The sequence below is a fragment of the Halomonas sp. BM-2019 genome (genome assembly GCF_017584085.1).
Window position 1 is genome coordinate 1,930,045 of record NZ_CP071922.1, and the last position, 25,947, is coordinate 1,955,991.

Below are 25,947 nucleotides of genomic sequence, written 5' to 3' on the forward strand. Positions count from 1 at the left end.
GGTCACGGCCACGATCGGGGTGCCGCGCCAGGCGCCGCCCAGGCGGCGCAGCGCCCGGGTGGTCTCGACCCCGTCCATGCCGGGCATGCGGATGTCCATCAGCACCAGGTCGTAGGGCTGGCGCTGCGCCAGGGCCAGGGCCTCCTCGCCGCTGGCCGCCGGCGTCACCACGATCCCGGGCCCCTGCAGCAGTTCGCGCAGCAGCAGCCGATTCGATTCGGTGTCATCCACCGCCAGCAGGCGCAGGGGGGCGCTGAGCTCGCCGCGAGGCGGGGCAGGGGCGACAGTGGCCCTGTCAGCTCTGCCCCCCAGCAGGCGACCGACTGCCGCCGCCAGGGTGGCCCGGGCCACCGGCTTGCCGAGCAGCTCGCCGCCATGGGGCAATGGCGGGCCGGGCTGCTCCAGGAGGCAGGCATTGACCAGCAGCAGGGCCGGGCACTCCAGGGACGCCAGGCGCTGCTGCCACTCGGCCGATTCACCGGGCGACTGGCTGTCGCACAGGCTGGCCACCAGCAGGGCCGGGGCACCTCCCTTCGGCAGCTCGTCGGCGCCCGACGCGGGCCGGGCTCCCCAGCGCGAGAAGAGGTGACGCAGCGCGCGTCGGGTGGCGGGGTGGGGCTCCTCGATCAGCACCGTCTGGCCGTCGAGCCTGAGCTCCGGAAGGCGCTCGGCGCCCTCGTGGCCCTCCAGTGGGAGCAGGAAGGAGAAGGTGGTGCCCACACCGGGCTGGCTCTCCACGCCGATCTCGCCACCCATCTGCTCGACCAGCTGGCGGCAGATGGTCAAGCCGAGCCCGCTGCCGCCGAACTGCCGAGAGTGGCTCGCCTCGGCCTGGTGGAAGGCCTGGAAGAGCCGGCGTTGATGCTCCGGAGCGAGTCCGATCCCGGTGTCGCTGACGCTGATGCGCAGGGTCACCCGCCCGGGGTTGGCCTGCTCCATCATCACCCTCACCACCACCTCGCCATGATCGGTGAACTTCACGGCATTGTGCACCAGGTTGGTGAGCACCTGCTGGAGGCGCATCGGGTCGCCGGTGAGCGGCGAGGGGACGTCGTCATACACCAGGCCCAGCAGTTGCAGCCCCTTCTGGTGGGCCAGCGGGGCCTGCAGGCCGAGAACCTCATCGACCAGGGTGACCATGTCCAGCGGGAGGCGCTCCAGCTCCAGGCGTCCGGCCTCCAGCTTGGAGAAGTCGAGGACGTCGTTGACCAGCACCAGCAGGTTGTTGCAGGCCCGCTGCACGTGCTCGAGCCATTCACGCTGGCGTGGTTCCAGGCGCGAGCGGCCGAGCAGGCGGCAGAAGCCGACGATGCCGTTGAGGGGCGTGCGGATCTCGTGGCTCATGTTGGCCAGGAACTCCGACTTGACGCGGTTGGCTTCCACGGCGCGGCGATGGGCGATATCCAGCTCGATGTTCTGGACCTCGATGGTCTCCATGGACTCCTGAAGCTCGGCGGTGGCCTGCTCCATCTGTCGCTGCAGCTCGACGCGGGCCTCTGCCAGGTGTTCGCTCAGGGCGTTGACCCGCTCGCTCAGGCCGGCAAGCTCCTTAGGCGAGGCCGGCAGCGGCGGCGGGCTCTCGCCACGCGCCAGGCAGGACAGGGCGTCATCCACCCCCCTCAGCGGTGCTTGGAGGCGCCGGTGGGTCGCGCCGGCCAAACCCCCCAGCAGCAGCGCGGCGAGAGCCAGCAGCAGGCCGGTGATCCCCAGCTGGCGGTAGTGCTCCAGCACCAGCGGGCCGGCGTCCACGTCGAGCACCAGCCAGACGGGGGGCTCCCCGGGCAGCGGGGCCTGCAGCCGCCACTCGCCCTGATGCCGCTCCAGGTGCCGCTCGCCATCCCGGGGCGCCTCGGGGAGGCCCCTCAGCCTGCCCAACTGCAGGGGCAGCTCATCGTCCTGGGACATGATGCCCAGGGCACGCACCTCCTCGAGCTGCAGCAGGCGTGCGGCCGCGGCCTCCAGACGAACCGGGTCGCCGTCCGCGGCTGCCTCGCCGAGGCTTGGGGCCAGCAGGTCCACGGCATGCGTCAGGCGCTCCTGCAGCAGCGCTTCCTGCTGCGTACGATGCAGCGTCAGGGTCACGGCGGCAAACAGCACCATCAGCAGCCAGGGCAGTACCAGGATCGACAGCAGCAGGCGGAACTTCAAGGACATCGGGGGCTCTCTGAAGTGGGCTGCCTCCAGTATGACACAGGCCGGGGGCATGCCTGTCCACCCCGGGGCGGCGCGGATATAATGGGGAAAACACGTTTCCACAAGGAAGGTTGCATGCATTTTCCCACCATCGAGGAGGTCGTCGGCAACACGCCGCTGGTCCGCCTCAAGCGTATCACCGCCGGCCGCAACAACGTGCTGCTGGCCAAGCTCGAGGGCAACAACCCGGCGGGTTCGGTGAAGGATCGCCCGGCGCTCTCCATGCTCGAGCAGGCCGAGGCGCGGGGCGAGATCCGCCCCGGTGATACCCTGGTGGAAGCGACCTCCGGCAACACCGGCATCGCGCTGGCCATGGCGGCGGCCATCAAGGGCTACCGCATGGTGCTGATCATGCCAGAGAGCGCCTCCGAGGAGCGCAAGCAGGCCATGGCCGCCTTTGGCGCAGAGCTGATCACCGTCAGCAAGGCTGGCGGCATGGAGGAGGCTCGCGACGTGGCCGAGGCCATGTTGGCCCGCGGCGAAGGCAAGCGCCTGGACCAGTTCGCCAATCCGGACAACCCTCTGGCCCACTATCGCGGCACCGGCCCCGAGATCTGGGCGCAGACCGGCGGCCAGGTGACCCACTTCGTCAGCTCCATGGGCACCACCGGCACCATCATGGGCGTTTCGAAGGCGCTCAAGGAGCGCAATCCCGAGGTGCAGATCATCGGCCTGCAGCCCGAGGACGGCGCCAGCATCGCCGGTATCCGGCGCTGGCCGCCGGAGTATCTGCCGCGCATCTTCGATGCCAGCCGGGTCGATCGGGTGCTGGACATTGGTCAGCACGAGGCCGAGGCGCACATGCGCCGGCTAGCCCGGGAGGAGGGCATCCTGGCGGGCGTCTCCTCCGGTGGGGCCCTGGCCGGTGCCCTGCGCGTCGCCGAGGAGGTGGAGAATGCGGTGATCGTGTTCATCGTCTGCGACCGCGGCGACCGCTATCTCTCCACCGGCTTGTTCGACCCGGAGGCCTGAGATGGCGATGCTGGGCAAGCGGAGGCCGCGTCGGGAGCGCTCCGGCGTCTCAGGCCTCCAGGGCCGCCAGGCCCCCCGGGGCGCCAGCGTCGGCGGTCGCCGCGACGACGAGCTGTCGGGCGTCACCGTCGAGCGGCTGGCCCACGACGGCCGCGGGCTGGCCCATGACGCCGCCGGCAAGGCACTGTTCGTCGAGGGCGCCCTGGCCGGGGAACGGGTCGCGGTGGCGTTACATCGTACCCGAAAGCGCTTCGACGAGGGCCATGTGCGCGAGATTTTTGCGCCCTCGCCAGAGCGAGTCACGCCGCCCTGCGCCCACTTCGGCCGCTGCGGCGGCTGCGACCTCCAGCACATGGCCGTGCCCGCCCAGCGCCGCCACAAGCAAACCGTGCTGGTCGACCTGCTGGCCCGCCAAGGCATCGAGGTTGCGGCCGAGCCCGAACTGCTGGCCGGGGCGCCTGTCGGCTACCGGCGCCGCGCCCGGCTGGGAGTCAAGGTAGACGCCGAGGGCCGGGTTCATCTGGGCTTCCGTGCCCGCCACAGCCATCGCCTGGTGGATATCGAGGACTGCCCCATCCTGGTGCCTTCCCTGGCGGCGCTGCTGGCCCCGCTGCACCGCTGTGTGGCGACGCTGGCGGCGCCTCGTCTGGTGGGGCACCTGGAGCTGCTCGACAGTGACCCGGGGCCAGTGCTGGTGGTGCGCCAGCTCAAGGAGCACGCCGCGGACCGCGCGCGCTGGCAGGCCTTCGCCGCAGACCATGAGCTGCACCTGGCCTGGCTGGGCGGGCGCGAGAGCCCAGCCCTGGAATGGTTGACGCCGGCCCCGGCGCTAAGCTGCCGGGTGCCGGCCGCGCGGCCCGCCGCCGATGAGCTGACGCTCGGCTTCGCCCCGGGGGACTTCCTGCAGGCCAACGGCGAGGTCAACCGCCTGATGGTCAGCACCGCGCTGGCGTGGCTGGGGGATCTCGAGGGCGCGTCGCTGCTGGACCTGTTCGCCGGCGTCGGCAATTTCAGCCTGCCGCTGGCCTCGGCGGGGGCACGGGTCACCGCGGTGGAGGGCAGCCCGGCCATGGTCGAACGGCTGGCCGACAACGCTCACGCCAATCGCCTGCCGGTCGTGGCGCGCCAGGCCGACCTGAGTCGGGAGGCCGCGGTCACGGACCTGCTCCAGGAAAAGGGAGCCGAGGTCGTGGTGCTCGACCCGCCCCGCGCCGGGGCCGAGTCGGCCTGCCGGGCCCTGGTCGCCACGCCGGTGGCCAGGGTGCTCTATGTCGCCTGCGACGCGGCAACCTTGGCCCGGGATGCGGCACACCTTGTGCATGGTGGTTACCGGCCCGTGCGGCTCGCCGTGGCCGACATGTTCGTGCATACATCACACCTGGAATCGATGCTGCTGTTCGAGCACTCGCGGATCGGGCAGCAGCGGCAAGGAGCGTCACCCGATGGTTAAAGTCCGTGAGGAGCAGCCCCTGACCGACACGGGGCGGGTCGATATCGATCGCTGGATCGAGCGGCTGCAGGAGGATGTCAAGCTGCGCGCCCCCGACAGGCTGCGCGAGGCGTGCCGGCTGGCCGAGCGCCTGGATCACGAGTCCGACCGGCCCTATCGCCGCTGGCTGGTCGATGGCTCGAGCTTTCGCATGGGTCTGGAGATGGCCGACATCCTCGGCGAGCTCAAGCTCGACCAGGCGGCGCTGGAGTCCGCCGTGCTCTACCGCGCGGTGCGCGAGGGACTGATCGGTCTCCAGGCGATCGACAAGCAGTTCGGCCGGGAGGTCGCCGCGCTGATCGAGGGCGTGCTGCAGATGGCGGCGATCGGCGCCTCCCAGCAGCCCAGCCATGACATGAGCCAGCATGACCAGCAGGACAACCTGCGCAAGATGCTGGTGACCATGATCGACGACGTACGCGTGGCGCTGATCAAGATCGCCGAACGCACCTGCGCCCTGCGCCAGGTCAAGGACGCCCCTCGCGAGAAGCAGCTGCGGGTGGCTCGGGAGGTATTCGATATCTATGCCCCCCTGGCCCACCGGCTCGGCATCGGCCATCTCAAGTGGGAGCTGGAGGATCTCTCCTTCCGCTACCTCCACGAGGACGACTACAAGGCGATTGCCCGCCAGCTGGCCGAGAAGCGCCTGGATCGCGACCTCTATATAGCCGAGGTGGTGGATACGCTGAAGGAGATGCTCGAGGCCCAGGGCATCACCCGCTACGACGTCGACGGCCGCGCCAAGCACATCTACTCGATCTGGCGAAAGATGAAGCGCAAGCGCATCGATTTCTCCCAGGTGCATGATATCCGCGCGGTGCGCATCCTGGTGCCCGAGGTGGCCGATTGCTACACCGCACTCGGGCTCGTTCACTCGCGCTGGCACCACGTGCCCAACGAGTTCGATGACTATATCGCCAACCCGAAGAAGAATGGCTACCAGTCGCTGCATACCGCGGTGCTCGGTCCCGAGAACAAGGTGCTGGAAATCCAGATCCGTACCTTCGCCATGCACGAGGAGGCCGAACTCGGGGTCTGTGCCCACTGGCGCTACAAGGGCCACGACACCAAGGCCAAGAGCACCAGCTACGAGGAGAAGATCGCCTGGCTGCGTCAGGTGCTCGAGTGGCAGGAGGAGGTCGGCGACTTCGGCGACCTGCGCGAGGGGCTCAACAGCGACGTGGCACCGGACCGCATCTACGTCTTCACGCCCGATGGCCACGTCATCGACCTGCCGCGTGTGGCCACGCCCATCGACTTTGCCTACCGGGTGCACACCGAGGTGGGCCATCGCTGCCGGGGGGCCAAGGTCAACGGTCGCATCGTGCCGCTGACCTACAAGCTCAAGACCGGTCAGCAGGTGGAGATCCTCACCGCCAGCAAGGGCGGGCCGAGCCGCGATTGGCTCAACCCCAACCTTGGCTATGTGCGCACCTCCCGAGCCCGGGCCAAGATCCAGGCCTGGTTCAAGCATCAGGCTCGCGACCAGAACCTGGAGGAGGGACGCGTCCTCTTCGAGCGCGAGATGAAGCGCCTCGACCTCGAAGACATGGACCTCGAGACCCTGGCGCGCAAGGTCAACTACCAGACGCCCGACGACATGTATGCAGCCCTGGGCGCTGGTGATCTGCGCATCGGCCAGGTGCTGCACCAGGCCCAGCAGCTGTTCGGCGAGCACGACGATCAGGAGCGGCTCGATCGCCTGCTGGCCAAGCCGAAGCGCTCGCCGAACAAGAGCGGGCAGAGCGATATCACGGTGCTGGGTGTCGGCAATCTCAAGACCAGCATGGCCAACTGCTGCCATCCGGTGCCGGGAGAACCCATCGTCGGCTTCATCACCCAGGGACGTGGGGTCACCGTGCATCGCCAGGAGTGTCCCAATATCCTGCAGCTGCGCCTCGAGGAGCCCCAGCGCATCATCGAGGTCGAATGGGGCGAGCGGGCCCGCACTCAGTACCCGGTCAACATCGAGGTGCAGGCCTGGGACCGCTCCGGCCTGCTGCGCGACGTCACCGGCGTGCTCGGCAACGAGAAGGTCAACGTGCTGGCGGTCAACACTCTGACCAATACCGACGAAGGCATCGCCCGCATGGCGATCACCGTCGAGGTCGATGGGCTGGAGACCCTGGGGCGGCTCTTCTCGCGCATCCAGCAGCTCCCCAACGTCATCGAGGTGCGTCGCCTGCGCAGTGGCGGCGGCCCCGGCAAGGGCAAGGGCCAGAGCAAGGCAAGGGGCAGGGAGAAGGGCGCATGAGCCAGCGTCACGACCTCGACGACCTGCTGACCCTGATGGCGGTGCTGCGCGACCCCGATCAGGGCTGTCCCTGGGATCTCATGCAGGCATGGGATTCCATCGTGCCCCACACTCTCGAGGAGGCCTACGAGGTGGCTGACGCCATCGAACGGCGCGCCTTCGACGAACTGCCCGGCGAGCTCGGCGACCTGCTGTTCCAGGTGGTCTACTACGCGCAGTTCGCCGCCGAGGAGGGTCGCTTCGACTTCCATGACGTGGTCCATGCCCTGACCGCCAAGATGTTGCACCGGCACCCCCATGTGTTCCCCGATGGCACCCTGGCCTCGCGGCGCCCCCCCGGGGTGAGTGCCGAGGCGATCGAGAGCCGCCAGGTGCACTCGCGATGGGAGAGCCTCAAGGCCGAGGAGCGCGCCGCCCGGGCGTCCGACGACGCGCCGCACTCGGTGCTCGACGACGTGCCGCGCACCCTGCCGGCCCTGTCGCGCGCGGCCAAGCTCTCCAAGCGTGCCGCGCGGGTCGGTTTCGACTGGCCCGACGCCGGTGGCGTGATCGCCAAGATCCGCGAGGAGCTCGATGAGGTCGAGGAGGCGCTGATCGACGGCGACAACGACCATGCCGCCGAGGAGGTGGGAGACCTGTTGTTTGCGGTGACCAACCTTGCCCGCGCCCTCAAGGCCGATCCCGAGCGCTGCCTGCGCGCCACCAATGCCAAGTTCGAGCGGCGCTTCCGCTACCTCGAGGCGGCCCTGTCCGACGAGGGCCTGGCCCTGCCCGACGCTGGCCTCGATGCCATGGAGCGCTACTGGCAGGCGGCCAAGGCCGCCGAGTGCGCTACCCCCGATTCCCCATCCATGTCCTCTCCCGCCCCGGGCGGGGAGGCTCCCGGAGAGACACGGCCATGAGCTACGACCTGCACGAATCGCTGCGCGACAACGTCCGTATCCTGGGCGACAGCCTCGGGCGTACCATCGCCGATGACCTGGGCCGCGGCTTCGTCGACAAGATCGAGACCATCCGCGGCTTCGCCAAGCGTGGGCGCCAGGGCGACGAGACCGCCCAGCGCGAGCTGATCGACTTCCTGCGCCGCCTTCCGGACCAGGACCTGCTGCCAGTGACTCGCGCCTTCAACCAGTTTCTCAACCTGGCCAACATCGCCGAGCAACACTACCGGGCGCGCTTCCGCCGCGTGGAAGACTCTCGCCCCGGCAGCCAGCCGGTGCTTGCCGAGCTGCTCGAGCGGGCACGGGCTGCAGGCAACGCGCCGCGACGGCTGGTGGAGACGCTGTCGGCCATGCGCGTCGAACTGGTGCTCACCGCTCACCCCACCGAGGTCATTCGCCGCACCCTGATCCAGAAGTATGACGCCATCGATGAGTGCCTGACGGCCATCGAGTCTTCCAGTGACCATGCGGAGCGCGGTGCCCGGGCCAAGGGGCGTCTGGAGGAGCTGATCAGCCAGGCTTGGCACACCGACGAGATCCGCCACGAGCGCCCGACCCCGGTGGACGAGGCCAAATGGGGCTTCGCAGTGATCGAAAATTCGCTGTGGCAGGCGGTGCCCGACTTTCACCGCGACCTGGACAACCTGCTCCTGGAAAGCGCCGGCGAGCGACTGCCGTTGGACGTTGCCCCGATCCGCTATGCCTCCTGGATGGGTGGCGATCGCGATGGCAACCCCAACGTCACCTCCCGGGTCACCCGTGAGGTGCTGCTGCTGGGCCGCTGGATGGCCGCCGACCTCTATCTGCGCGATCTCGAGCAGCTCAAGGCCGAACTCTCCATGTGGAAGGCCAACAGCGCGCTCCGGGCCGAGGTGGGAGAGGTCGCCGAGCCTTACCGGGAGCTGCTCAAGCGCCTGGTGACCAAGGTGGAGGCGACGCGGGATTGGGCCAAGGCGAGCCTCGATGGCAAGCCCTTCGACGACGGTCCGGTCATCGAGAGCCGCGACCAGCTGTTCGCGCCGCTGCTCACCTGCTATCGCTCGCTGTGCGACGTGGGCCTGGATACCATCGCCAACGGCGCCCTGCTCGATACCCTGCGGCGGGTGGCGGTGTTCGGCGTGACCCTGACCAAGCTCGATATCCGCCAGGAGGCGGGGCGTCACGCCCAGGTGATGGAGGAACTCACCGACGGCCTGGGCATCGGCCACTACCGTGACTGGAGCGAGGAGCAGCGCCAGGCCTTCCTGCTCGAGGAGCTCGCCTCTCGGCGTCCCTTGATTCCGCGGCGCTGGGAATGCTCGACGGAGTCCCGGGAGGTGATCGACACCTTCCGGGTGATCGCCAGCGAGCAGGCCGAGGCCTTGGGCACCTACGTTATCTCCATGGCCGGAGCTCCTTCTGACGTGCTGGCCGTGGCGCTGCTGATGAAGGAGGTGGGTGGCGAGGTCAAGCTGCCCATCGCGCCGCTCTTCGAGACCCTGAACGACCTCAATCGCGCCGGTGAGGTGATCGACCGCCTGCTCGCCCTGCCGGGCTATCGGACGCTGACCGGGGATCGCCAGGAGGTGATGATCGGCTACTCCGACTCGGCCAAGGATGCTGGCCAGCTGGCCGCCGCCTGGGCCCAGTACCGCGCCCAGGAGACCCTGGTGGAGGTATGCGAGCGCCATGGCGTCAATCTCACCCTGTTCCACGGCCGCGGTGGCACCGTGGGCCGCGGCGGCGGCCCGGCCCACGCCGCCATCCTCTCCCAGCCGCCGGGCTCGGTGAACGGTAGCCTGCGGGTAACCGAGCAGGGCGAGATGATCCGCTTCAAGTTCGGCCAGCCGGAGATCGCCCTGCGCTCCATGGAGATCTATGCCTGTGCGGTACTGGAGGCGACCCTGCTGCCGCCCCCGGCGCCCCAGCCCCGCTGGCGGGAGGAGATGGATCGCCTGGCCGAGTTGGCTCATCGCGCCTACGTGGGGGTAGTCCGCGAGGATCCCGATTTCGTGCCCTACTTCCGGGCGGTGACCCCGGAGGGCTCCCTGGGTCGGTTACCGCTGGGCTCGCGACCCACCAAGCGCCGCCAGGACGGCGGGGTGGAGACCCTGCGCGCCATTCCCTGGATCTTCGCCTGGACCCAGATCCGGCTGATGCTGCCGGCCTGGCTGGGCAGCGGCGAGGCCTTCGCCACGCGCCTGGAGGAGGGGGGCGGCCTCGAGGTGATGCAGGAGATGCGCGACCAGTGGCCCTTCTTCGGCACCTACCTGGACATGCTGGAGATGCTGCTGGCCAAGGCCGATGTCGGCATCGCCGCCTACTATGAGCACCGCCTGGTGGACGAACCGGCGCTCAAGGCGCTGGGCCGGCAGCTGCGCGAGCGCTTCGGTCGCCTCCACGAGGTGGTGCTGGGGATCCTCGAACAGCAGGAGCTGCTGGAGAAGACCCCGCTGATCCGCCAGGCCATCGAGGTGCGCAACCCCTACATCGACCCGCTGCATGGCCTGCAGGCCGAGCTGCTGCAGCGCAACCGCGACGCCGACGGGGCGATCAGCGCCGACCTCTCCCGGGCGCTGATGGTGACCATGGCCGGCATCGCCGCGGGGCTGCGTAATACGGGGTAGGCCCGGGCTTCGCCCGGGAGGAACAAGGAGCGAGGGGCAAGATACAAGGAACCCCGCGGGCATTAGCCTGCGGGGCTACGTAATACCGGCTAAGGCCTTCGGCCAGCATCAAGCGACAAGGCACAAGCGACAAGGAAACCCCTTGTGGCTTGTGCCTGTATGGACACCTTGTTCCTTGCTCCTTGCTCCTAGAACGGAAAGTGCAGCGAAGCGCTGAGCAGGTTGTGATGGGCCATGTCCGGGGCGTTGAACTCCTCGAACTCCAGGCGACTGATCACGCGGTCGAGCTGCAGGCGGGCGCCGAGCCCCGTGACCCGGGTGGTGCCCGCCGTGTTCAGGGCGTCCTGGGGGATGACGGCATCGCCCTCCCAGCCGGCGATGCCCGACTTGACATAGAGGCCCAACTGGCCGAGCCGCACGCCGGCCATCAGGCTCCCGCCCAGGCTGACGGAGTTGACCAGCAGGCTCTGATCGCCCAGGCGCGTGGGCACCTCGTCGCTTTCCCGATAGGCGAACTCGGCGCCCAGGTCGAGCCGGGGCAGGCGCAGCGGGGTGAAGCCGGCGATGAGCCGGAAACCGGCGGTGTAGCCGTCGGGCGTGTCGATATCGCGCCCCTCGATCACCAGGCCGTTGTCGAGGCGCATCAGCTCGCTGTCCTGGCCGGTGAAGGCGGGGGAGGCGTCGGCCGCGACCAAGGGGGCTGCGGCGATGGCAAGGCAGGCCAGCAGGGGCGCTAAGGCAGAACCCGTTTTCATGATCCCGGTCCTTGCGCTGCGGCCCGTGGGAGCCGGGTAGAGGGAGGCGGAAGAGCCGCAGGGCGAGTCGTTGGTATCCTCCCAGCCTAGCAAGCGCGCCCGGCCTGCGCCAGGTCGCGGGAGCGCAGCCAGGCCGCCAGCTCGGCCAGGCGCGGGGTCGGCAGGTGGTGGCCGTCGGCGGCGGCCAGCAGCGGCCCGAGGATCGCCTCGTGCTCGGTGGGGCGTCCGGCCAGCACGTCCTGCAGCATGGAGGCGCGGTTGTTGGCCGTGCCGGCCACCACCCGCCAGACCAGGGCGCGCCAGCCCTCGAGCCCTCCGGCACTCTCGCCCCCCTCGACCCCGGGAGGGGCAATGCCCTCGGCGGCGAGGATCGCCGCCACCTCGTCGATGATCGCCTCCACCAAGGGCCGGAAGGGGCGATCGCGCAGCTGGCCGTTGCGGATCCGGAAGCGTGCCACCAGCGGGTTGATGGCGGCATTGACCGCGAGCTTCTGCCACAGCCGCTGGCGGATGTCGCCGACCGCCCGGGTGGGCAGGCCGGCGGCGGTGAGAGTAGCGGCCAGCTCGTCGGCCAGCTCGGCGTGGTGGCCGTCCAGGCTCCCGACCAGCGTCTCGCCGTGGCCGGCGTGCACCACCCGGGCATCGCCCGCGGCCTGCTCCTCGAGATAGGCACCCTCGGTGGTGGTGGCGCACAGCACCGGGCCCTCATGGCGTTGGCTCAGCCGGGGTTGGCAGCCGAAGCCGTTCTGCCACAGCACCAGCGGCGTGCCCGGGGGCAGGTGGGGGGCCAGGGATGCGTAGGCCGCCTCGGCCGCGTAGGCCTTGGTGGTCAGGTGCAGCCGGTCCGGGGCGCCCCCCGGCAGGGCGTCGAGGCTGGCGGTCGTCACCCGCGCGGCCAGCCTCTCGCCCTCCGGGGTGACCAGAACCTGCTCGCGGGACAGACGGCGACGCCCCACCAGGGTCACCGAGACGGCGGGTGCCCGGTGGGTGGCCAGGCGCAGGCCGATCAGCCGGCCCAGGGCGCCGGGACCGACGATCCAGTGGGCCTCCCGCCGGGTCATGCGGGGCCCCGCTTGCGGGGGGCGCGGCGCCGCGGCTGGCTCGGTCCCGAGGCGCTCCGCCGGCGCGGGGCGCTGGTACGGCGCCGGGTCGGGGCGGAAGCCTCCTCGCCCCGGGCGCTGCGCAGCGCCTCGGCCAGCCGGCCGGCGTCGGCGCTGCCCAGCAGGTCGCGCAGGTCGCACACCAGGTCGCCGAGGAAGGGGGCGGGGTCGGCGCCCGCCTCGGCGATCCCCGTCAGGCGCTGCTCCCACAGGGCGGTGCGCTCCGGGCGCCCGGCGGCGTCGGGCAGCGAGGCGATCAGGGCGCTGCCCAGGCGGGTGGCGCGCAGCGCCTTGCCCCGGCGCACCAGATAGCCGCGCTCCACCAGGGTCTCGAGGATGCCGGCACGGGTCGCCTCGGTGCCCAGTCCGTCGTGCTCGCGCAGGGTGCGCTTCACCGCCGGGTCTTCCACATAGCGGGCGATATTCATCATTGCCTTGATCAGGCTGGCATCGGTGAAGGGCTCCGGCGGGCGGGTCTCGCGATCCTCCACGCCCGCCTCGCCGACCCGACACCCCTCGCCTTCGGTGAGCGGCGGTAGCGGCGGCGCCTCGTCGCGGGTGGTGAACAGCGGCTTCCAGCCCGCCTCGAGAATCTCCTGGCCTCGGGCGCGGAAGGCCTCGTCGAGGATCCGGAACTCCGCCTTCACCTCCCGGGTGACCAGCGCCGGATAGAACTGGGCCAGGACGTTGCGGGCGATCAGCCGGAAGACGTTGGCCTCGGTGGCGGAGAGGCGCGCGGGATCCATGGGCCGTCCGGTGGGGGCCAGCGCATGGTGGGCACCGACCTGCTGGTCGTTCCAGGCCCGTGAGCGCTGCGAGAAGTCGGCGTCGGCCAGCCACCCGCGCAGGGTGTCGTCCGCCCGGCAGGCGCCTTCCAGGGTGGCCCGGGCGGCGGCATGGTGCTCCTGGGGCAGGTAGCGGCAGTCGGAGCGCGGGTAGGTGATCAGCCGGTGACGCTCGTAGAGGGCCTGGCAGGTGTCCAGCACCGCCTTGGCGGAGAGGCCATGGCGGCGCGCGGCGTCCACCTGCAGCGCCGAGAGCGAATAGGGCAGCGGGGCGGGCTGGCGCTTCTGCTGGCTCTCCAGGCGTACCAGCCGCCCCTCGGCGCCGGGCAGCCGCTCGGCCAGGGTGGCGGCGGGGGCACGATTCAGCAGCCGACCCTGGTCGTCCAGCGGATGCTCCTCGCCCGGTGCCCACCAGGCGCGCAGCCTGCCCCGGGCGACCGCCAGCTCCACCCAGAGGGCGTAGAAGGGCCGGGGCACGAAGTCGCGGATCTCGGCGTCGCGGCGCACCACCAGGCCCAGCACCGGGGTCTGCACCCGGCCCACCGAGAGCACGCCGTCGTGGCCCGCCTGGCGGCCGATCAGCGTCCAGGCGCGGGTCAGGTTGATGCCGTAGAGCCAGTCGGCCCGGGCCCGGGACTCGGCGGCACGATAGAGGGGCTGGTAGCGGGCGTTGTCCTCCAGGCGTGCGAGGGCGCGCTGCACCGCCGGGCGGTTGAGGTCGCTGACCAGCAGTCGCGAGACGGGCCCCTTCCAGCCCAGGTGTTCGATCACCTCCTGGACCAGCAGCTGGCCCTCGCGGTCGGGGTCGCCGGCATGCACCACCTCCCGGGCGCCCTTGAGCAGCCGGCGGATCACCGCCAGCTGGCCGCGCGCCTTCGGGCGCGGCGTGAGCTTCCAGCGGTCGGGCAGGATCGGCAGGGCGTCGAGGCGCCACTGCTTCAGGGCCGGGTCGTAGGCATCCGGGGGCGCCTGCTCCAGCAGGTGGCCCAGGCACCAGGTCACGGTCGTCTCGCCCACCGTCAGGGCCCCCTCCTGCTGGCGGGACGAGCCGGGCAGGGCCGCGGCGATGGCGCGGGCCAGGCTGGGTTTCTCGGCGATGATCAAGCGCATGGCGGGCTCTTCGGCAGGGTGGGGGATATTCTTTCAGTCGGTGGCCGCGCTGGCCAGGTGTCACTGGTCATATGTGGTGTACAATTCTTGTATCACTGTACCCCGTCAAGCGAGCGGAGCGATGGCATGCGCGAACGAGGCAGGACCCGGCGGCTGCTGGGGCTGGGGGCGCGAACCGGTGGCGCCCTGATCCGTACCCGGCTGGGCGGCCAGGCGGACTGGCGGGCGCTGGGCGAGGCGCTGTTCGAGGGCCTCTCGGAGCTGAAGGGGCCGGCCATGAAGCTGGCCCAGATCATGGCCCAGTGGGATGACCTGCTGCCCCCCGACCTGGCCGCGGAGCTTGCCCGCCTGCAGCGCCAGGCCGAACCCATGCCCTGGCCGAGCATTCGCGCCAGCCTGGTGGAGCAGTATGGCGACCTCGACGCGACCTTTCGCGAGATCGAGCAGCGCCCCTTCGCCAGCGCCTCCATGGGACAGGTGCACCGCGCCGTGACCCACGACGGCGAGACCCTGGTGCTCAAGGTGCAGTACCCGGGGCTGGCCGAGGTGCTGGAGAGCGACCTGGTCCAGGTACGCCGGCTGATGCGCCTGGGGCGCTGGCTCAAGGTCCCCCAGGTGCGCCTCGATGCGCTCTTCGAGGAGCTGGCGGCGAGCCTGCGCGGCGAACTGGACTACCATGCCGAGGCCTGCGCCCTGGCCCGCTACCGGGCGCGCTATGCGCACCTGGCGGGCCTGGTGATCCCCGAGCCGCTGCCCGCGCTCTCCGGCCCCAGGGTGCTGGCCATGCGCTACGTGCCCGGTACCCCGCTGCGCGAACTGGAGCAGGGGGACGACGCGCTGCGCCAGGGCGTGGCCGAGACCCTGGCCGACTGGATCACCGAGGAGCTCTTCACCCACGGCGAACTCCACGCCGACCCCCACGCCGGCAACTTCGCCGTCGATGAGCAGGGCCGGCTGGTGATCTACGACCTGGGCGCGGTGATCCCGGTGCCCGAAGCGCGCCTCAAGGCCATGATGCAGCTGCTCGAGGCCACTCTGGCCGGCGACCCCATGGCCATGGACGCGGCGCTGCTGAAGCTGGGCGGCCGCCAGGGCCAGGGGGCGCCCCTGGCGCTCTACCGGGAGTCCGCCGAGGCGGTGGCGCCGCTCTTCGCCCCCGGGGTTCAGGACTTCTCCGACGTGCGTGTGCACCGCCGGCTGCGCGACCTGACGCCGAAGGTCTGGGCCGCCATGGATCGCCTGCAGCCGCCCGCCGATACTCTTATGCTGTCGCGTACCCTCAACGGCCACTACTGGAACCTGGTGCGGCTGGGCGCCCGCCTCGACATGCAGGCCCGCACCCGGCCGCTGCTGGCCTGGGCGCGAGGATAGCGTTGTTGAAGATGGCGGCGCCCCTCACTCCTGATAGCCACACCCGGCGAGGCGCTGGCCGGCTGCCAAGGGCCCGGGCGGGCTGGTAGACTGTGCCGTTTTCCGGACGGTGGAGAGTGCCATGCTGGCGGTATGGGTCGAACAGCTGCTGGGATTTGCCTCGGGAGCGCTCAAGGTGATTCGCCATGACGAACGCTACCCGACGCTGATGGCCTGGGCCCGCAAGGAGGGGCCGACGCTGCTCGGCGGCAACCTGGCCATGGCCCAGGCGCTGGCGCCGGAGCTGTGGTCCCAGACGCCTCTGGTGCGCCTCGGATTCGCCGCCGAATCCCTGGCGCGCCCGGGCCGCAACGAGCCCTGCTGGTGCGACTCCGGACGCAAGACCAAGCAGTGCTGCGGGGCCGTGCGCCTGCCGGGCCCGGTGCCCGGCCACCTGATGTGGATGCTCTCGCTGCGCGAGTGGAAGGGCGATACCCTCAGGGCTGCCCTCGAGAGCGGCCGCGCCCCGGCCCAGGCGCTGCTGGAGGCGGGGCTGATCGCCGCCGAGACCGGCCAGCGCGGGCGCGCCCAGCAGATCCTCGAGTCCCTGTTCGAGCGCGGCGACTGGTCGCGGCTGCCGGAGCAGGCCGAGCCCGCCTTCGAGATCCTCCTCGACCTCTACCAGGAGCGTGGCTTCCACCGCAAGCGCGAGGCGCTGCTCGACGCGGTCCTCGAGCATGGCCCGCTCTTCCTGCGCGGGGTGGCCCTGGAGCGCCTCTGCCTGATGCACCTGGATGCCGACGACCTGGACAGCGCCCGGGGCGCCTTCGTGCGCGCCCAGCAGGCGCTCCCGGACTCGCCCACCCTGGCCTACATCGAGGCCATGCTGCTGCTCCACGAGGGGCATGAGGCGGAGGCCGCCGAGCGGGCACGCTTCTGGTTCCGCCGCCTGGCCCGCCAGGGGGAGCTCGACCCCGACCAGCTGCAGTTCCTGGCCGACCTGGCCGAGAATCCCGGGGCCACCCTGGCCGACCAGCTGCTCAACGCCGAGGAGGACCTGGCCGAGCCGATGGCCTCGCTGCAGGCCCTGCTCGAGGCGCTGCCCACGGCCCCGCGCATCGCCGTGACCCGCTCCGCCGAGGGCCGCCTGGAGTACCACCAGAGCGAGCGCGAGGCGGCCCTGCTGGCGGCCTGGCGCGACCATTTCCCGGCGGAGGCGGCCGGCGACGCGGCGCTGGGGCTGGAGGGCGATCCCTGGCCGGTGGCGGGGGAGTGGCTGGGCGAGCTCTGTGCCCACCCCGAATGGCTCGACGCCCCGGCGGTGGTGGAGGGGCTGACCCTGGCCCTCACCACCCGCTTCGGCAGCCTGCCGTGGATGGCGCCGAGCCTCTTCGTGCCGCTGGCCGAGCGGCTGGAGCGCTGGCTCGAGCAGGTCGCCGCCGAGGGGCCCGGCACCCTGGCCTGGGACGATGCCGACAACGCCCAGCTGCTACGTGCCGGCCTGGCGCTGGTGGTGGGCATGGAGCGCGGCGCGCGCCAGCGTTCCCGGCAGCTCGCCGAGCGCCTGCTGGCGCTGGACGACCAGGACAGCCTGGGACTGCGCGAACTGGTGCTGGACCAGCTGCTGCGCGACGGCCGTGACCGCGAGGCGCTGGCGGTCAGCCAGCCGCCGGAGGGCGAGGCGCTGGGTGAGGCGGCGCTGGGCCTGCTGCTGGGGCGCACCCTGGCGCTGGTCCGCCTCGAGCGCCTGGGGGAGGCCCTGGAGGCCCTGGAGGAGGCCCGTCGCCACAACGCCCATGCCGTGGCGATGCTGTGTGACGATCAGCCGCGCCCGGTGCCGGCGGCCGGGGGCGACGGGGTCGCCGAGCCGGGCTCCCGGGCCGAGGCCTGGCAGTACCGCACCCTGATGCGCGACCAGTGGCGCGCCACCCCGGGCGCACTGGCCTGGCTGCAGGCGCAGCTGCCGGCTTGAGCCTGCGGCTGGCCCCGGACCGCCCTAGGCCGCCCGGGGGGCGGGCGGCGGCACCAGCTCGCGGTCGCGGCTGATCCAGATCGCCAGCGCGATGGCCGGCAGGCCCAGGGCCGTGGCGATCACGAAGAAGGTGGCGTAGCCCTCGGCGGCCACCACCAGCCCGCCGAAGCCGCTGAGGAACTTGCCGGGCAGGGTCATCAGCGACGAGAAGAGCGCGTACTGGGTCGCGGTATAGGCCCGTGACGTAAGACTGGAGAGAAAGGCGATAAACACCGCGCTGGCCAGGCCGTTGGCCAGGTTGTCGCCGATGATCGCCATCACCAGCATCGGCAGGCTCTGACCGGCCAGCGCCAGGGCGGCGAACAGCAGGTTGGTGAGTGTGGCGGCCGCCGCCCCCAGCACCAGGATCGGCCCGATGCCGTAGCGCGCCACCAGTAGCCCGCCGAGGATGCCCCCGCTCACGCTCATGGCGATGCCGAAGACGTTGGTGACGTTGGCGATGGTGGCCAGCGAGAACCCCAGGTCGATATAGAGCGGGTTGGCCATGGAGGCCATGGCCAGGTCGCTGATCCGGAACACCGCGATGAACACCAGCAGCCACAGCGCCTTGAGGCGATGGCGGCTGAAGAAGTCGGTGAAGGGGCAGACCACCGCGCCGATCATCCAGGCGCCCAGGCGACGCAGCTGGCGCGGCTTGCCGCGGCTGGCGCGCAGGAATGCGCGCACCCGCGGCTCGTGGATCAGCTGGGTATTGAGCGACAGCCGCGCGGGCTCCGGGCGTACCAGCACGGTGATCACGCCGATGCCCACCAGCGCCGCCATGGTCAGGTAGGCCGCCTCCCAGGAGAGCCAGGAGGCCACGTAGAGGGCCCCGGCACCGGCGGCCAGCAGGCCCCCGCGGTAGCCGATGATGTAGGTGGAGGCCATGGCCGCCTGGATGTCGTCCGGCGCCGACTCGATGCGGAAGGCGTCGATGGCGATGTCCTGGGTCGCCGAGCCGAAGGCCACCAGCAGGGCGAAGGCCGCCACCAGTGCCAGGTTCTGCCGCGGGTCGAGGCTCGCCAGGCCGATCAGGCCCGCGGCGATCATCGCCTGGGCGAGCAGCATCCATCCGCGGCGCTGGCCGAAGGTGCGGGTCAGCCAGGGCAGGGCCAGGCGGTCCACCACCGGGGCCCAGAAGAACTTGATCGAATAGAGGATGCCGATCCAGGAGAAGAAGCCGATGGCGGCCACCTCCACGCCGTCGCTGCGTAGCCAGGCCGAGAGCGTGGAGAACACCAGCAGGAAGGGCAGCCCGGCGGAGAAGCCGAGGAACAGCATGGTGATCACCGGCGCGCGCAGGTAGATCGCCAGGGCGTCGCGCCAGCTGCGATGCGCAGCGGGGCTGGGCAGGGGGCTTGGCATCGGAAAAGGCACTCCTTGCATGCCGCCCGGGATGGCGGCGTGCCATCACAGGCGGTCACCATCGATGGTAGAATCCGGGTATCGGGCCGATTGTTGCAGAGCGCCGGCGCCGATACCAGCGTCCAGTCTTCCCCGTCAGGAGTCCCATGAACGACATTGATGCGACCCTTGCCCCCGGCGACGAGGCCCTGCCTCGCTGGTACGTGATCCAGTGCAAGGGCGGGGAGTCCTTCCGTGCCGCCGAGCACCTGGTCAACCAGGCCTACGAGGTGTTCCACCCGGTGCTGGAGGTGCAGAAGAAGCGCCGCGGCAAGCTGGAGTGGGTCAACGAGCCGCTCTTCCCCCACTACCTGTTCATCCGCCTCGACCGGTTGGTGAGCAACTGGCGACCGATCCGCTCGACCCGAGGCGTGCTCAGGCTGGTCGGCTTCGGCGACATGCCGGTGGCGGTGAGCGATGCGCTGATCGCCACCCTGCGCGAGCACGGCCGCGAGCGCGACGACGCCACCGCCAACCTCTACTTCCGCACCGGCGAGCCGGTCACCATCACCGAGGGGCCCTTCAAGGACCTGCAGGCGGTCTTCGCCAGCCACAAGGGCGAGGAGCGCGCCATCGTGCTGCTCGACCTGCTGCACCGCCAGCAGCGCCTGGAAGTGCCGGTGGCCCAGCTGCGGCGCGGCTGAGCCCGTCGGGGCCCTTCCGCCGCCGTGGGCCCTTTGCCACCCGAAACCCTTTTCGTTCCCGAGGAGACTGCCATGACGATCGCCCCGCAGCGGGTCGTGACCCTGCACTATGTGCTGACCGATACCGCCGCCGGCGAGGTACTCGACGACTCCCGCGCCCGCCGGCAGCCGCTGGAGTACCTGCACGGCCACCACAACATCGTCGAGGGCCTCGAGCGCGCCCTGGACGGTCGGTCGGTGGGCGCCGAACTCTCCGTGACCCTGATGCCGGCGGAGGCCTACGGCCTGCGCGACGAGGCCCTGGTGCGCGAGGTGGGCCGCGGTGCCTTCCCGGTGGAGGACCTGGCGCCGGGCATGCGCTTCCAGACCCCGGGCGAAGCGGGTCCCCAGGTCGTCACCGTGCTCGAGGTGCGCAACGACGGCGTGCTGATCGATACCAACCACCCGCTGGCCGGCCGGACCCTGCATTACCGCCTGGAGGTGCTCGAGGTACGCGATGCCACCCGTGCCGAGCTCGCCAAGGGGCATCCGCTGCCCCCGGACACCGATCACACCGCGGTGGAAGACAAGAAGGTGCTGTAAAACTGACCTGTATCAAGTTTCGACCCGCCCCCGACAGGCCTTGGTGTTGAAATTGATGCAGGTCAGGTTTTTTCCGGCGCTGCCGGGCTAAAGTCCTTCCAACAGATCGAGACGGGAGGACACCAACATGTACTGGGATGACGCCGTAATCTTCGGGTTGGTCACCGTCGCGATGATGATCGCCTTCATGGGTGGATGGGTTGGCTTCGTCATTCGCGACCATCGCAAGAAGAAGCACTGAGCCAGCCATCGCAACGAGTCGTCAGGGGAGGGGGGAGTCATCCCCCCGGTAGCCGACCCACCTGGGTCGGCTTTTTTTATTTGATCGCCGGTCAGCGCTGGACGGTGACCCGTTCGCTGCCGCTCGGCGCCCGCCAGTGGCGCTGCCAGGCACGCATCACCCGTTCCGGGTACCAGGTCCGGCCGAGGCTGCCGTTGTAGCGGGCGAGCGCCCGGGTGAAGTCGCCGCGCTCGACCGCCAGGTAGTGGGCCAGGATCGTGCAGCCGTAGCGCAGGTTGCGCCAGGGGTCCTTGAGATCATCGGCGGGCAGGCCCAGCTCGCGAATCCAGAACGGCATGATCTGCATCAGGCCCACCGCCCCGGCCGAGGAGATGGCGTCGGCCCGGAAGGCGCTCTCCACCTGGATCACCGCCAGCACCAGCTCCGGCGGCAGGTTGGCCAGGCGGGCTTCCAGATAGACGCGCTGCAGCAGCTCCTCGCGCAAGGCCGCATCCTTGACGAAGCGCGACAGCGGCGCCTCCATGGCGTTGTACCACTGGCGTGCCGCCCAGATCGCGGCCGGGTCACGGGGGACGCTGAGGGACTCGTCCAGGGTGGTGCGCAGCGAGGCCGGCGGCGGGGGGAGCGGCTGCACCAGCAGCGGGCGAGGGCTGGCCTCCAGCGCGGCGAGGAAGGTGTCGTCGGCGCTCGCCGCCGGGACGGCGGCGAGGCAGAGGGCGGCGAGCAGGGCCGAGGCCCGGCGCGCGGTGCGTCGGTCAGCGGTTGATCCGCTGGAGCAGGAAGTCGAGGATCTCCCCTGCCGGTACCATGGTGGCGTCACTGTCACGGCGTCCCTTGTATTCCAGTTCCCCCTTGTCCAGGCCGCGGTCGCCGACCACCAGGCGATGGGGCAGGCCCATCAGCTCGTGATCAGCGAACTTGGCCCCCGGGCGCAGGTCGCGGTCGTCCAGCAGCACCTCGAGGCCGGCATCGGTGAGCGCCCGATAGAGCGCCTCGGACTCCTCCCGTACCCGCTGGGACTTGTGGGCGTTCATCGGCACCAGCGCGACCTGGAAGGGGGCGATGGCGTCGGGCCAGACGATGCCGGCCGCGTCGTGGTTCTGCTCGATGGCGGCGGCCACGACCCGGGTCACCCCGATACCATAGCAGCCCATCCAGGGGTGGATGGCACGACCTTCGTCGCCCAGCACCGTGGCGTTCATCGCCTCGCTGTACTTGCGGCCCAGCTGGAAGACGTGACCCACCTCGATGCCGCGCTTGAGGGCGAGGGTACCGCGTCCGTCCGGGGAGGGGTCGCCCTCCACCACGTTGCGCAGGTCGGCGACCCTGGGCAGTGCGACGTCGCGCTCCCAGTTGATGCCGAAGTAGTGCTTGCCGTCGAGGTTGGCGCCGGCGCCGAAATCGCTCATCAGCGCCACGCTGCGATCCACGATGATCGGCATCGTGAGGCCCACCGGCCCCAGGGAGCCGGGCCCGGCGCCCACCGCGGCGCGGATCTCCTCTTCCGTGGCCATGGTCAGGGGCGTGGCCACCTCGGGGAGGTGCTCGGCCTTGATGGTATTGAGCTCGTGGTCACCGCGCACCAGCAGGGCGATCAGGCCGCCCTCGCGGGCCCGCACCATCAGGGTCTTGAGGGTCTTCTCGATGGGCAGGCCGTGCTGCTCCACCAGGGCGGCGATGGTCTTGGCATGGGGGGTGTCGACCAGGCGCAGCTCCTCGCCGGGGGCGGGGCGCTGCGGCTCGCTGCCCAGCGGCGCCGGCAGCGCCTCGGCCTTCTCGATGTTGGCCGCGTAGTCGGACTCGGTGGAGAAGGCGATGGCGTCCTCGCCGGAGTCGGCCAGCACGTGGAACTCGTGGGAATTGTCGCCGCCGATGGCGCCGGTATCGGCCAGCACCGGGCGGAAGTCCAGGCCCAGGCGGGTGAAGATGCGCGTGTAGGCGTCGTACATCGCCTGGTAGGTCTCCCGCAGGGAGGCCTCGTCGACGTGGAAGGAGTAGGCGTCCTTCATGATGAACTCGCGGGAGCGCATCACCCCGAAGCGCGGGCGGATCTCGTCGCGGAACTTGGTCTGGATCTGGTAGAAGTTGGCCGGCAGCTGCTTGTAGCTGGCGATCTCGCGGCGTACCAGGTCGGTGATCACCTCCTCATGGGTGGGGCCCACGCAGTAGTCGCGATCGTGGCGGTCCTTGAGACGCAGCAGCTCCGGGCCGTACTGCTCCCAGCGGCCGGACTCCTGCCACAACTCGGCCGGTTGCACCGCCGGCATCAGCACCTCCTGGGCGCCGGCACGGTCCATCTCCTCGCGCACGATGCGCTCCACCTTGCGCAGCGTGCGCAGGCCCACCGGCAGCCAGGTGTAGAGCCCCGAGGTGAGGCGACGGATCATGCCCGCGCGCAGCATCAGCTGGTGGCTGACGACCTCGGCGTCGGCGGGGGTTTCCTTGAGGGTGGCGATCAGCAGTTGAGTGGCGCGCATGGGTCCGGGAGTTCCTCGGTCGGCAAAGGGGGCAGGCCGCCGCGGTGACGGCGAATGGGCGCATTGTACGGCCAAGCGTCAGGCGCGGCAAAAGCGTGCTCTTCAACCCAGCGACTTTAGCCAGAACACCATGGGCTTGTCGCTCTCCTCGGCCTCTCCCAGGTCCTTCCAGTGGAAGGTGGTGGCGAGCTCCGGGTGGCGCGCGTAGCCCCGGGAGCGCCAGAAGCCGTGCAGCGGCACGTAGTCCCGGGGCCTGTGCGGGTGATCCTCGGGGCGCTCCACCGCACAGAAGGCCACGGTCTTGAAGCCTTCCCGCTGCGCATGCGCCTCGCGCTCGGCCATGAAGGCCTTGCCGATGCCGTGGCCGCGATAGTCGGGCAGCAGCACCGATTCGCCGTAGTAGAAGACCTCTTCCACGGGAATGCCCTGGGCCTCGAAGGGGGCGCGGAACTCGGCCAGGTCCTCGGCCAGCGGCATGCCGGTGGCGGCACCCACCAGGGCGTCGCCGTCGAAGGCCAGCACGAAGAGGCTCGCCGGGCACTCGGCGTAGCGCCGCAGGTAGTCCGCCTCGTAGGCGAGGTCGCCGTCGTAGAGGTAGGGGAAGTCGCGGAACACCCGGATACGCAGCTCGGCGAGGGCATCCAGGTGGGGGGCGATGGCCTGGCCCTGGCAGGTGGTCAGTCGGATCGCGTCCATGGTGGGCTCTCCTGGTCGTGGCTGATGGCGGCCTTGGGTTCCAAAGGGCTGTGGTAGACTTCCGGCGATTCTGCCCAGCGTCGTCGTCCCCGACAATGCCTGGACGCGACCTTTCCCCACGCCTCCGGAGACCCGCTGTCCCATGCCCATTCCTCTGCGTCACGGCCTCGCGGTCGACGGCGAGGCCTGATCCCCCCTCGGCTCAGCGCCGAGGGGCGGTAGCCTTCCAGCAGGGCCCAGAGCAGGGCGGCCGTCTCGGCATCCGGCCGACCGCGGTAGTCGGCCGGGCGGAAGCGCATCTGGAAGGCGCGCAGTACGGCGCGGGTTTGGGTATCGAGCTCACCGCTGGCGGTCAGCGGATAGCCCCAGGCGGCCAGCGCGGCCTGCAGGGTGGCGAGGGTCGGCGGCGCTGCCTCGAAGCGTGCCCGGTAACGGTCCACGGTGGCCTCCTCGGGCCAGACGCCGATGCCGGCCTCGTGGAGACGGCGCCAGGGAAAGGCCGGGCCCGGGTCGATCTTGCGGGTCGGGGCGATGTCGGAGTGGGCCACCACGTCGGTGGGGTGGATGGCGTGGCGTGCGATGAGATCGCGGGCCAGGGCGATCAGCGCCTCGATCTGGGCGTCGGGGTAAGGTGCCCAGGCGATCTCCAGCGGCGCGTGCGGATCCGCGTCCAGCAGCGCCTCCACCTCGGCAAAGGGGCGGTCCGGTCCCAGATTGACGATCTCGATGCCGATGGAGGTGTCGTTGAGGTGGGTGCGGTTCTTCCAGGCGCTGGCCCCGGCATGCCAGGCGCGGCGCGACTCGTCCACCAGCTGGAAGACCAGGGGCGCCCCGTCGTGCTCCCGGGCCGGCAGCGGCAGGACATAGTGGGCGCTGACATGGGGTCCGGTGAGCACGGCCAGCGACTCGGCCTCGTCCACGTCGGTGTAGTGGATCACCAGGTGGCGCACCCGACTGTTGTGGGACGGTGCCACATGAGAGTGATCCACCACATAGCCGTCGCGGCGCTCCAGGTGGTCCGGCGCCGCACAGGCGGCCAGCAGCAGGGCGCATGCCAGGGCGGTCAGGCAGCGTCGCGGCATCGTCAGCCCTCCAGCAGCATCCGGATCGTCAGGCCCAGCACCAGGGTGGTGGCCACGCTGAGCAGGGTGCCCAGCAGCACGTATTCGGTGAGCTTGCGGTCCTGGGCCTCGCGCAGGTCGCCGAAGCGCAGCACCGACTTGGCGGCGAGCAGGAAACCCACCGCCGTCAACTGGTCGAGCAGCACCAGCGTCAGGACCAGGAAGCGCTCCAGAATGCCGATGCGGGCGCCGGCCTGGGCCAGGGTGCCGGTGCTCTCGAGCTGGTCGCTCCAGCGCTTCAGCACCAGGGCGATGACCAGGGAGAAGGGTCGCGTCACCACCAGGTAGGCCGCCGCCACGCCGAGCACCTCGGGCGTGAGCAGCCAGGCAGCGAGCGACTCGAGCGGCGCCAGGCTGTCGATCCAGGCCAGCCACAGCAGGCACAGCACCGCCAGGTGCAGCGCCTGGTCGAGCAGGAACCAGCGCAGTGACTCGCGCGGCAGCTGCGCCTTGGCCAGATCGATCGCCCAATGGCTGGTCGCCACGACCAGGGTGCCGAGCAGGACCGCCGCCAGGCCCCGGTCGGGGTCCAGCGCGGCGGCGACGCCCAGGACCGAGGCGGCCAGCGCAGCGTGAACCGAGGCATGGGCGAGCAGGGCCCGTGAGCGGTGCTTCAGTCGGTAGCGCTCCTCGACCCAGCGGCGGGGCTGGAGCAGGAAGTCGCCGGTCAGATGGGCCAGCAGCAGGGCGAGCAGCAGGGATTCCGGGGTGGTCATGGGGTGGCGGTCTCTTCCCTGAGAGATGACGAGAAGCGCTGCTCCAGATAGGCCAGGGTCTCCTGCAGCAGCGACCAGCGTGCGGTGCGCAGGCGCTTGTGCACGGCGGGCTGGCTGATGCCGAGGCGTTCGGCCAGGGCCTGCTGGGACCCAGCATGACACAGTCGCGCGGCCACGGCCTCCGCGGCAGCCGGGGTCCAGCCGTCGAGCATCTCGTCGAGATAGCGGATCAGCAGGTGGAGGCAGCCCGCCTCGGCATCGGGCAGGCACAGGGCCAGGTGCTGCTCCGCGCTGAGCCGGTCCAGGGCCTCGCCAGAGGCCACGAAGGGGGGGGCGCTGGCCTCGCCGATCCGCTGTGTCGGTTGCCAGCCGGTGCCGGGACCGATGGCGATGGCCAGCCGTGCATCCCAGCGCTGGCTGCGGGTCGAGCGGCGGATCAACTCGGCGCGCAGCAGCACGGCGGCGGTCACGGCGTAGCGGGGGGCCGGCAAGGCGATCTG

Annotated in this window: 21 protein-coding genes; 10 read left to right on the forward strand and 11 right to left on the reverse strand. The window is 70.6% G+C overall.

What is annotated here, in order from left to right:
- Nucleotides 1-2,154, reverse strand: a 2,154-nt coding sequence (locus J5F18_RS09750) for an ATP-binding protein (RefSeq protein ID WP_346302041.1), incomplete at its 3' end; no start/stop codon positions are given.
- Between the two features lie 114 nt (nucleotides 2,155-2,268).
- Here J5F18_RS09750 and cysM point away from each other — a divergent pair.
- From cysM to ppc, 5 genes are read left to right on the forward strand one after another with little or no spacing between them, the layout of a single operon-like run.
- The gene (cysM, locus tag J5F18_RS09755) at nucleotides 2,269-3,165 is read left to right on the forward strand and encodes a cysteine synthase CysM (RefSeq protein WP_346302042.1); all 897 of its coding nucleotides are present in this window, start codon (nucleotides 2,269-2,271) and stop codon (nucleotides 3,163-3,165) included.
- A gap of 1 nt (nucleotide 3,166) precedes the next feature.
- Complete coding sequence (locus J5F18_RS09760) at nucleotides 3,167-4,615, forward strand: RsmD family RNA methyltransferase (RefSeq protein WP_346302043.1); 1,449 nt, start codon at nucleotides 3,167-3,169, stop codon at nucleotides 4,613-4,615.
- Complete coding sequence (gene relA, locus J5F18_RS09765) at nucleotides 4,608-6,908, forward strand: GTP diphosphokinase (protein WP_346302044.1); 2,301 nt, start codon at nucleotides 4,608-4,610, stop codon at nucleotides 6,906-6,908. The genes J5F18_RS09760 and relA overlap by 8 nt, the downstream gene beginning before the upstream one ends.
- Nucleotides 6,905-7,810, forward strand: a complete 906-nt coding sequence (mazG, locus tag J5F18_RS09770; RefSeq protein ID WP_346302045.1) for a nucleoside triphosphate pyrophosphohydrolase — start codon at nucleotides 6,905-6,907, stop codon at nucleotides 7,808-7,810. Before relA ends, mazG begins: the two co-directional genes overlap by 4 nt.
- The gene (gene ppc / locus J5F18_RS09775) at nucleotides 7,807-10,455 is read left to right on the forward strand and encodes a phosphoenolpyruvate carboxylase (protein ID WP_346302046.1); all 2,649 of its coding nucleotides are present in this window, start codon (nucleotides 7,807-7,809) and stop codon (nucleotides 10,453-10,455) included. Before mazG ends, ppc begins: the two co-directional genes overlap by 4 nt.
- Before the next feature lie 188 nt (nucleotides 10,456-10,643).
- Here the strand turns inward: ppc and J5F18_RS09780 are convergent, their stop codons facing one another.
- The 3 genes from J5F18_RS09780 to J5F18_RS09790 all read right to left on the reverse strand — a co-directional run bounded on the left by J5F18_RS09780 (nucleotide 10,644) and on the right by J5F18_RS09790 (nucleotide 14,205).
- Nucleotides 10,644-11,210 carry a hypothetical protein gene (locus J5F18_RS09780; protein ID WP_346302047.1) on the reverse strand — a complete coding sequence of 189 codons (567 nt, stop codon included), beginning with the start codon at nucleotides 11,208-11,210 and terminating at the stop codon, nucleotides 10,644-10,646.
- An 86-nt stretch (nucleotides 11,211-11,296) separates the two neighbouring features.
- Nucleotides 11,297-12,271: a 2-dehydropantoate 2-reductase gene (locus J5F18_RS09785; protein WP_346302048.1), complete on the reverse strand. Its 975-nt coding sequence runs from the start codon at nucleotides 12,269-12,271 to the stop codon at nucleotides 11,297-11,299.
- Entirely contained in the window at nucleotides 12,268-14,205 is a 1,938-nt protein-coding gene (locus J5F18_RS09790; protein ID WP_346302049.1) for a DNA topoisomerase III, read from the reverse strand. Before J5F18_RS09790 ends, J5F18_RS09785 begins: the two co-directional genes overlap by 4 nt.
- Nucleotides 14,206-14,331: 126 nt before the next feature.
- Here J5F18_RS09790 and J5F18_RS09795 point away from each other — a divergent pair, with 126 nt between their 5' ends.
- Together J5F18_RS09795 and J5F18_RS09800 are read left to right on the forward strand one after the other, a co-directional pair.
- The gene (locus J5F18_RS09795) at nucleotides 14,332-15,576 is read left to right on the forward strand and encodes an AarF/ABC1/UbiB kinase family protein (RefSeq protein WP_346302050.1); all 1,245 of its coding nucleotides are present in this window, start codon (nucleotides 14,332-14,334) and stop codon (nucleotides 15,574-15,576) included.
- A gap of 121 nt (nucleotides 15,577-15,697) precedes the next feature.
- Entirely contained in the window at nucleotides 15,698-17,527 is a 1,830-nt protein-coding gene (locus J5F18_RS09800) for an SEC-C domain-containing protein (protein WP_346302051.1), read from the forward strand.
- Between the two features lie 24 nt (nucleotides 17,528-17,551).
- Here J5F18_RS09800 and J5F18_RS09805 read toward each other — a convergent pair whose 3' ends face one another.
- Nucleotides 17,552-18,931 carry an MFS transporter gene (locus J5F18_RS09805; RefSeq protein WP_346302052.1) on the reverse strand — a complete coding sequence of 460 codons (1,380 nt, stop codon included), beginning with the start codon at nucleotides 18,929-18,931 and terminating at the stop codon, nucleotides 17,552-17,554.
- A gap of 146 nt (nucleotides 18,932-19,077) precedes the next feature.
- On the opposite strand from J5F18_RS09805, the gene rfaH reads away from it, so the two are divergent.
- The 3 genes from rfaH (at nucleotide 19,078) to ccoM (ending at nucleotide 20,437) form a co-directional block, all read left to right on the forward strand.
- A complete protein-coding gene (gene rfaH, locus J5F18_RS09810) occupies nucleotides 19,078-19,614 on the forward strand; it encodes a transcription/translation regulatory transformer protein RfaH (protein WP_346302053.1) in 537 nt (178 codons plus the stop codon).
- 72 nt (nucleotides 19,615-19,686) lie between these two features.
- Nucleotides 19,687-20,196 (forward strand): peptidylprolyl isomerase, encoded by a 510-nt coding sequence (locus tag J5F18_RS09815; RefSeq protein ID WP_346302054.1) that lies wholly within the window; start codon nucleotides 19,687-19,689, stop codon nucleotides 20,194-20,196.
- A 127-nt stretch (nucleotides 20,197-20,323) separates the two neighbouring features.
- On the forward strand, nucleotides 20,324-20,437 hold the full coding sequence (gene ccoM, locus J5F18_RS09820; protein WP_346302055.1) for a cytochrome c oxidase subunit CcoM: 114 nt from the start codon (nucleotides 20,324-20,326) through the stop codon (nucleotides 20,435-20,437).
- A 91-nt stretch (nucleotides 20,438-20,528) separates the two neighbouring features.
- Here the strand turns inward: ccoM and J5F18_RS09825 are convergent, their stop codons facing one another.
- The 6 genes from J5F18_RS09825 to J5F18_RS09850 all read right to left on the reverse strand — a co-directional run.
- Complete coding sequence (locus J5F18_RS09825) at nucleotides 20,529-20,990, reverse strand: lytic transglycosylase domain-containing protein (RefSeq protein WP_346302209.1); 462 nt, start codon at nucleotides 20,988-20,990, stop codon at nucleotides 20,529-20,531.
- A gap of 202 nt (nucleotides 20,991-21,192) precedes the next feature.
- Entirely contained in the window at nucleotides 21,193-22,914 is a 1,722-nt protein-coding gene (locus J5F18_RS09830) for a proline--tRNA ligase (protein ID WP_346302056.1), read from the reverse strand.
- 102 nt (nucleotides 22,915-23,016) lie between these two features.
- Complete coding sequence (locus J5F18_RS09835; protein ID WP_346302057.1) at nucleotides 23,017-23,610, reverse strand: GNAT family N-acetyltransferase; 594 nt, start codon at nucleotides 23,608-23,610, stop codon at nucleotides 23,017-23,019.
- Nucleotides 23,592-24,692 (reverse strand): N-acetylmuramoyl-L-alanine amidase, encoded by a 1,101-nt coding sequence (locus J5F18_RS09840; protein ID WP_346302058.1) that lies wholly within the window; start codon nucleotides 24,690-24,692, stop codon nucleotides 23,592-23,594. The genes J5F18_RS09835 and J5F18_RS09840 overlap by 19 nt, the downstream gene beginning before the upstream one ends.
- A 2-nt stretch (nucleotides 24,693-24,694) precedes the next feature.
- Nucleotides 24,695-25,447, reverse strand: coding sequence for a DUF3307 domain-containing protein (locus tag J5F18_RS09845; RefSeq protein ID WP_346302059.1), 753 nt, complete (start codon nucleotides 25,445-25,447; stop codon nucleotides 24,695-24,697).
- Nucleotides 25,444-25,947, reverse strand: a 504-nt coding sequence (locus tag J5F18_RS09850) for a hypothetical protein (RefSeq protein WP_346302060.1), incomplete at its 5' end; no start/stop codon positions are given. The genes J5F18_RS09845 and J5F18_RS09850, both read right to left, overlap by 4 nt.

Bases quoted from the DNA above. Each gene is read 5' to 3' on its own strand.
- cysM (WP_346302042.1), top strand. From the start codon at position 2,269: ATGCATTTTCCCACCATCGAGGAGGTCGTCGGCAACACGCCGCTGGTC.
- J5F18_RS09760 (WP_346302043.1), top strand. From the start codon at position 3,167: ATGGCGATGCTGGGCAAGCGGAGGCCGCGTCGGGAGCGCTCCGGCGTC.
- relA (WP_346302044.1), top strand. From the start codon at position 4,608: ATGGTTAAAGTCCGTGAGGAGCAGCCCCTGACCGACACGGGGCGGGTC.
- mazG (WP_346302045.1), top strand. From the start codon at position 6,905: ATGAGCCAGCGTCACGACCTCGACGACCTGCTGACCCTGATGGCGGTG.
- ppc (WP_346302046.1), top strand. From the start codon at position 7,807: ATGAGCTACGACCTGCACGAATCGCTGCGCGACAACGTCCGTATCCTG.
- J5F18_RS09780 (WP_346302047.1), bottom strand. From the start codon at position 11,210: ATGAAAACGGGTTCTGCCTTAGCGCCCCTGCTGGCCTGCCTTGCCATC.
- J5F18_RS09785 (WP_346302048.1), bottom strand. From the start codon at position 12,271: ATGACCCGGCGGGAGGCCCACTGGATCGTCGGTCCCGGCGCCCTGGGC.
- J5F18_RS09790 (WP_346302049.1), bottom strand. From the start codon at position 14,205: ATGCGCTTGATCATCGCCGAGAAACCCAGCCTGGCCCGCGCCATCGCC.
- J5F18_RS09795 (WP_346302050.1), top strand. From the start codon at position 14,332: ATGCGCGAACGAGGCAGGACCCGGCGGCTGCTGGGGCTGGGGGCGCGA.
- J5F18_RS09800 (WP_346302051.1), top strand. From the start codon at position 15,698: ATGCTGGCGGTATGGGTCGAACAGCTGCTGGGATTTGCCTCGGGAGCG.
- J5F18_RS09805 (WP_346302052.1), bottom strand. From the start codon at position 18,931: ATGCCAAGCCCCCTGCCCAGCCCCGCTGCGCATCGCAGCTGGCGCGAC.
- rfaH (WP_346302053.1), top strand. From the start codon at position 19,078: ATGAACGACATTGATGCGACCCTTGCCCCCGGCGACGAGGCCCTGCCT.
- J5F18_RS09815 (WP_346302054.1), top strand. From the start codon at position 19,687: ATGACGATCGCCCCGCAGCGGGTCGTGACCCTGCACTATGTGCTGACC.
- ccoM (WP_346302055.1), top strand. From the start codon at position 20,324: ATGTACTGGGATGACGCCGTAATCTTCGGGTTGGTCACCGTCGCGATG.
- J5F18_RS09830 (WP_346302056.1), bottom strand. From the start codon at position 22,914: ATGCGCGCCACTCAACTGCTGATCGCCACCCTCAAGGAAACCCCCGCC.
- J5F18_RS09835 (WP_346302057.1), bottom strand. From the start codon at position 23,610: ATGGACGCGATCCGACTGACCACCTGCCAGGGCCAGGCCATCGCCCCC.
- J5F18_RS09840 (WP_346302058.1), bottom strand. From the start codon at position 24,692: ATGCCGCGACGCTGCCTGACCGCCCTGGCATGCGCCCTGCTGCTGGCC.
- J5F18_RS09845 (WP_346302059.1), bottom strand. From the start codon at position 25,447: ATGACCACCCCGGAATCCCTGCTGCTCGCCCTGCTGCTGGCCCATCTG.